The organism is Protofrankia sp. CiP1_Cm_nod4, from assembly GCF_982290645.1.
Genome location: NZ_CEVIVC010000132.1, coordinates 8,489 through 14,455 on the forward strand (window position 1 = coordinate 8,489; position 5,967 = coordinate 14,455).

Genomic DNA, 5,967 nt, shown 5'->3' on the forward strand with positions numbered 1-5,967 from the left:
ATCGCCGATGATGGCATGGCGTCCCTGCGAGGATGGGGATGACAGGGTAGCCGGACGTACGGATGCCAGCGCTGTAACCGCGAGGAGAGATCGTGTCACTGCCGCCTCTGGTCGAGCCAGCGGCCGACCTGACCATCGACGAGGTCCGCCGCTACTCCCGACACCTGATCATTCCGGATGTCGCCATGGACGGCCAGAAGCGGCTGAAGAACGCGAAGGTGCTCGCCGTCGGCGCCGGCGGGCTCGGCTCGCCGACCCTGCTGTACCTGGCCGCCGCCGGGGTGGGCACGCTCGGCATCGTCGAGTTCGACACCGTGGACGAGTCCAACCTGCAGCGTCAGATCATCCACGGGCAGTCCGACGTGGGGCGGTCCAAGGCGCAGTCGGCCCGGGACGCCATCCGCGAGACCAACCCATACGTCAAGGTCGTCCTGCACGAGACCCGGCTGGACACCTCGAACGTCACGGAGATCTTCAGCCAGTACGACCTGATCGTGGACGGGACGGACAACTTCGCCACCCGCTACCTGGTCAACGACGCCAGCGTGCTGCTCGGCAAGCCGTACGTGTGGGGGTCGATCTACCGGTTCGACGGGCAGGCGAGCGTGTTCTGGGCCGAGCACGGCCCGTGCTACCGCTGCCTCTACCCGGAGCCGCCCCCGCCCGGCATGGTGCCCTCCTGCGCCGAGGGCGGCGTGCTCGGCGTGCTGTGCGCGTCGATCGGGTCGATCCAGGCCACCGAAGCGATCAAGCTCCTGACCGGGATCGGCGAGCCGCTGGTCGGGCGGCTGACGGTCTACGACGCCCTGGAGCTGAGCTACCGCACCATCAGGGTCCGCAAGGACCCGGAGTGCCGGCTGTGCGGCAAGAACCCGACCATCACCGAGCTGATCGACTACGACGCGTTCTGCGGGATTGTCTCGGACGAGGCCGAGCGGGCCGCCGCCGGCTCGACGATCCTGGCCACCGAGCTCAAGGAGTGGCTCGACCGGGGCGAGCCGATCGAACTGGTCGACGTGCGGGAACCGGCGGAGTGGGAGATCGTGCGCATCCCGGGGGCGCGCCTGATCCCCAAGGGCGAGCTGCCGGCGCACCTGTCCGAGCTGCCGCAGGACCGCCGGGTCGTCGTCTACTGCAAGAGCGGGGTGCGCTCGGCCGAGGCGCTGGCGACGCTGAAGGGGGCGGGCTTCTCCTCGGCGGTGCACGTCCAGGGCGGGGTGACCGCCTGGGCGAACCAGGTCGACAAGTCGCTGCCCGTCTACTGATCCGCCCGTCTGCTGATCCGCCCGTCTGCTGAACCGCCTCCGGGTGGTCGTGGCACGGGTTCACGACTACCCGGGCGCGGCATGAGCTGCGCGAGTTTGTCGTCGTGTACGTTTTTCGGCCCCGGATGCGTACCGGACGGCAAACTCGCGGCGGTCTTCTTTGCTGGCCGGTGCTCGTTGACGTAGGGTACCGGCCGGGTGGCTGTGCATGCGATCATGTGGATACGTATGGTTGTACGACTGTTGCTCCGGGTCGTGTCGGAGGAGGTCGGATGCCAGTGGATGCCCGCCGGGCCGGGCGGCGACATGAGCCGCCGCTGAGCGTGTCCGCGGGGCTGGCCACCCGGATCAGTGTCGGTGGCCGGCCGAGCCCGTACGCGATGACCGTCCTCGAGGCGGTCACCCGGATCCCTCGCGGCAAGGTGATGACCTACGGTGACGTCGCCGAGTACGTGGGCGCAGGCACCGGCCGGACGGTCGGCGCGGTGCTCAGCCGGCACGGGCATGACGACGACGTGCCCTGGCACCGGGTGATCCGCTCCACCGGCGAGCCGAACCCGACTGCCCCGGTCGAGGCGCTGCGGCGGCTCGTCGCCGACGGCACCGCGCTGCGTCCCGGCGGGGAGCGGGTGGACCTGGCCGTGGCCCGCTGGGACGGCCGACCAACCGGCTGACGGCACGCCCCCGCCGGCCGCGCACCCCTGCCGGCGGCGCGGCTGACGGCCTCTTGTCACCTGTCTCCTGCTGTCCGCTCCCCCTATTTTCCTTTCCATCTGCTCCATCTGCTCGTTTCCGCCTGCCCGGCCTCGTGCCTGCCCGGCCTCGTCGCCGGGACGGCGCAGGAGAAGCTCGTGGCGCGAAGCCATGGGCGACGACGCGGCGGGTGGCCGGCTGAGCGCCGCCCGCGCGGTCGGACGTCCGTCGGACACCTCCTGGCCGTACCGGCGGGTTCGTCCGGTCCCGGTGGCGGAACGGGCGTTCTGGTGCCGGCCTATCCGGGTTTGTCGGTGGGACGTGGTGTGCTCTACTCCGTGACAGTTCATCGGGACGCCGTCGGCACCACCGGGGCCGGCGCGGCTGGCGGCGCCGCCGAAACCGGCGGGGCCGGCGGCCCGGCCGCCTACCGGCTCGTACGGACCCCGACGCCGCAGGTGCCCCCGCCCGCCCTCGACGCCGACCAGCGCCGGGTGGTCGATCATGCCGGGGGACCGCTGCTCGTCCTCGCCGGGCCCGGCACCGGCAAGACGACCACGATCGTCGAGGCGGTGGCCCGGCGGGTGCGCGACGGGCTCGACCCGGCGGCGATCCTCGTGCTCACCTTCAGCCGGCGCGCCGCGCGGGAGCTGCGGGAGCGCATCACCTGGCGGCTGGGGGCCGCGGTCGGCGTCCCGCTTGCCTGGACGTTCCACGCCTGGTGCTACGCGCTGCTGCGGCTGTACCGGCCCGACCCGCTCGGCGTCCCGCCGCGGCTGCTGTCCGGCCCCGAGCAGGACGCCCAGCTGCGCGACCTGCTCGCCGGCACGCGGGAGATCGGCCGCCCCCGGTGGCCGGCGGCCCTGGCGGGCTGTCTGACCACCCGCGGGTTCGCCGAGGAGGTCCGCGCGATGCTCGCCCGCGCCCGGGAGGTCGGTCTCGACCCGGACGCGCTGGCCCGGCTGGCCCACGGCACCGGCCGGGCGGACTGGGCGGCGATGGCGACCTTCTACGCCGACTACCTCGACGCCCTCGACCACGTGGGGGCCATCGACTACCCCGAGCTGGTGCAGCGGGCGGCCCTTGTCGCCGAAAGCGACGATGTCGGGCCCGAGCTGCGTCGCCGCTACCAGGCCGTGTTCGTCGACGAGTACCAGGACACCGATCCGGCGCAGGAACGGCTGCTGCGCGCTGTCGCCGGCGGCGGCGCCGACCTCGTCGTCGTCGGCGACCCGGACCAGTCGATCTACGGCTTCCGGGGGGCGGAGGTCCGCGGCCTGCTGGAGTTCCCGGCTCGTTTCCCCCGTGCCGACGGGCGTGCGGCCGATGTCGTCACCCTGCGGCGCTGCCGGCGGCTGGGCCCGCTCGCGCTCGCGGTCAGCCGGGAGGCCGCCCGGCGCATCCCCGCCACCGGCCTGCCCGCCGAGCATCTGCGCGCCCACCGGGAGCTGGTCGCCGCCGGCCCGCCCGTCGCCGAACGGGTGGAGGCACGCACATACACGACCGCCGGCGCCCAGGCCGAGGGCATCGCGGACCTGCTGCGCCGGGAACATCTGGAGAACGGCACCCCGTGGGAGCGGATGGCGGTCCTGGTCCGCAGCGCGACCCGGTCGATGCTGCCGCTGCGCCGGATGCTCGTCGCCGGCGGGGTGCCGGTCGAGGTGGCCGGCGACGAGCTGCCACCGGCCCGCGACGGCACGGTCGCCCCGCTGCTGCTCGCCCTGCGCTGCGTCGACAGCCCGCCGGGCGAGCTGACCGCGCAGGCGGCCCACACCCTGCTGACCAGCCCGCTGGGCGGGGCCGACCCGGGCGCGCTGCGGGCGCTGGGCCGGGCGTTGCGCGCGGCTGAGCGGGTGGCGATCGCAGCCGGCGCCGCGGCCACCGCGCGCACGGGCGAGGCCGGCCCCCCGCCCGGCCGGCCGGCCGAGTCCGCGGTGCCGGCCGGCCGGGCGGGCGGGCCTGTGGTGCCGGCGTCGTCGGCGGAGCTGCTCAGGCAGGCGGTCGCGGATCCCGACCGGGCCCTGCTGATGGTGGAGGAGCGTCTCGCCCGCCCGGCCCGGCGGCTGGGTGAGCTGCTGCGTTCGGCGCGTGCGGTGCGGGCCGCCGGCGGCACGTCCGAGGACGTCCTGTGGGTGCTGTGGTCCGGCAGCGGCTGGCCGCGGCGGCTGGAACGCGCCTCGGCCGCCGGGGGAGCCGCCGGCCGGGCGGCCGACCGCGACCTCGACGCCGTGGTCGCGCTGTTCGCCGCCGTCGGCCGGGCCAGCGACCGGCACGGGCCGGGCACCGGCATCGGCCCGGTGCTCGACGAGCTGGAACAGCAGCAGATCGCCGGTGACGTGCTCACCGAGCGTCCGGCACGGCCGGACGTGGTCCGGCTGCTGACCGCCCACCGCAGCAAGGGCCTGGAATGGGACGTGGTGGTCGTCTGCGGTGTCCAGGACGGGGAGTGGCCGGATCTGCGGGCCCGCTGTTCGCTGCTGGAGGCCGAGCGGCTGGAACGCCCCGAGCTCGGCGGCGTGCGGGAGCCGGTGACCCGGGCCGAGCTGCTCGCCGACGAACGCCGGCTGTTCTACGTGGCGCTGACCCGGGCGCGTAGGCGTCTCGTCGTCACCGCGGTCGACTCCGCCGAGGACCAGGGGACGAGCCCGAGCCGGTTCTTCCAGGAGCTGACCGAGGCCGAGCGGCTCGGCGTCGTGGTGACGCGGGGCCGGTCCCGGCCGGCACGTCCGCTCACGCTGCCGTCGGCGGTCGCGGCGCTGCGCCGGGCCGCGGTCGACCCGGCGTCGACGCCGGCGATGCGGCAGGCGGCCGCGGCCCGGCTCGCGCGGCTTGCCGCCACTGTCGACGACGCCGGCCGGCCGCTCGTCCCCGCCGCTCGTCCCGGCCGCTGGTGGGGACTGGTCGAGGTGACCTCCGGCGAGGTGGCGGTGGTCGCGCCGGACGCCCCCATCCGGCTGTCGGGGTCGTCGTTGTCGGGGCTCGTGACGTGCCCGATGCGCTGGTTCCTCGAACATGAGGCGCATGCGCAGGGTGCCAGCAACGCCGAGATGGGTTTCGGCAAGGTCGTGCACGCGCTGGCCGACGAGGTGGCCACCGGGCGGACCGAGCCCGACCTGGGCGCCCTCGACATCCGGCTGGACCGGGTGTGGCGTCACCTCGGCTACGAGGCGCAGTGGCGCTCCGAGCAGCAGCGCGCGGCGGCGCGCCAGGCCCTGGCCCGGTTCCTGGTGTGGCACGCCGCGGCCCGCGGGCGGCGGCTGGTGGCCAGCGAGGTCCCGTTCGCCTGCGACCTGGCGGTGGGCGGGCGGACGGTCCGGCTGCGCGGCTTCGTCGACCGTATCGAGCTCGACGACGCCGGCCGGGTGCACGTCGTGGACTTCAAGACCAGCCGCACGGCGCCGTCCGGCCCGGACGTGGCCCGGCATCCGCAGCTGGGCACCTACCAGCTGGCCGTCCGCGGTGGGGCGGTGGCACCCGACGGCCTGGGGCCCGGCGTCGAGCCCGGCGGAGCGGAACTGGTACACCTGCGCCTGGACGCCGGCCCGGACCCGGCACCGGATGATCCAGCACCGGACGCCACAGCGCCGGGCGCCACAGGGGCGGACGCCACAGCACCGGAGGCCGCAGGGGCGGGCGTCACCGGTGCGGGCGTCGCGGAGGGGCGGCGGCCGGCCCGGGCACCGAAGGTGCAGCGGCAGCCGGCCCTGCCGCCGGACGGCCCCACCTGGATGGACGATCTTCTCGTGGACGCGGTCGAGATCGTCGCCGCGGAGCGGTTCCCGCCGCGTCCCGGCGCGGACTGCTCGATGTGCGCCTTCCGCCGCTGCTGCCCGGCCCAGGACGACGGACGGCAGGTGATCGCATGAACGCGACAGGTGATCATCCGACCGTGGGCGTGGTGTCCCGGCCGGCCGGCGGCGCACCCCGCCCCGGCGAGGGGCCACCTCCCGGTGGCGGCCTGCGCGCCGGAGGTTCTCCGCGTCTCGAAGATGGCCCCCACGCCGGGGGC

At 75.1% G+C, this 5,967-nt stretch carries 3 protein-coding genes; all 3 read left to right on the top strand.

The window, feature by feature from the left end; all coding sequences use genetic code 11:
- Nucleotides 1–92: 92 nt before the first annotated feature.
- The 3 genes from moeZ to AC5LSR_RS19515 all read left to right on the top strand — a co-directional run bounded on the left by moeZ (nt 93) and on the right by AC5LSR_RS19515 (nt 5,824).
- A complete protein-coding gene (gene moeZ / locus AC5LSR_RS19505; protein WP_250287297.1) occupies nt 93–1,265 on the top strand; it encodes an adenylyltransferase/sulfurtransferase MoeZ in 1,173 nt (390 codons plus the stop codon).
- Between the two features lie 272 nt (nt 1,266–1,537).
- On the top strand, nt 1,538–1,939 hold the full coding sequence (locus tag AC5LSR_RS19510; protein WP_250287299.1) for an MGMT family protein: 402 nt from the start codon (nt 1,538–1,540) through the stop codon (nt 1,937–1,939).
- Nucleotides 1,940–2,296: 357 nt separating this feature from the next.
- Nucleotides 2,297–5,824, top strand: coding sequence for an ATP-dependent helicase (locus tag AC5LSR_RS19515; RefSeq protein WP_493468779.1), 3,528 nt, complete (start codon nt 2,297–2,299; stop codon nt 5,822–5,824).
- Nucleotides 5,825–5,967 lie beyond the last annotated feature (143 nt).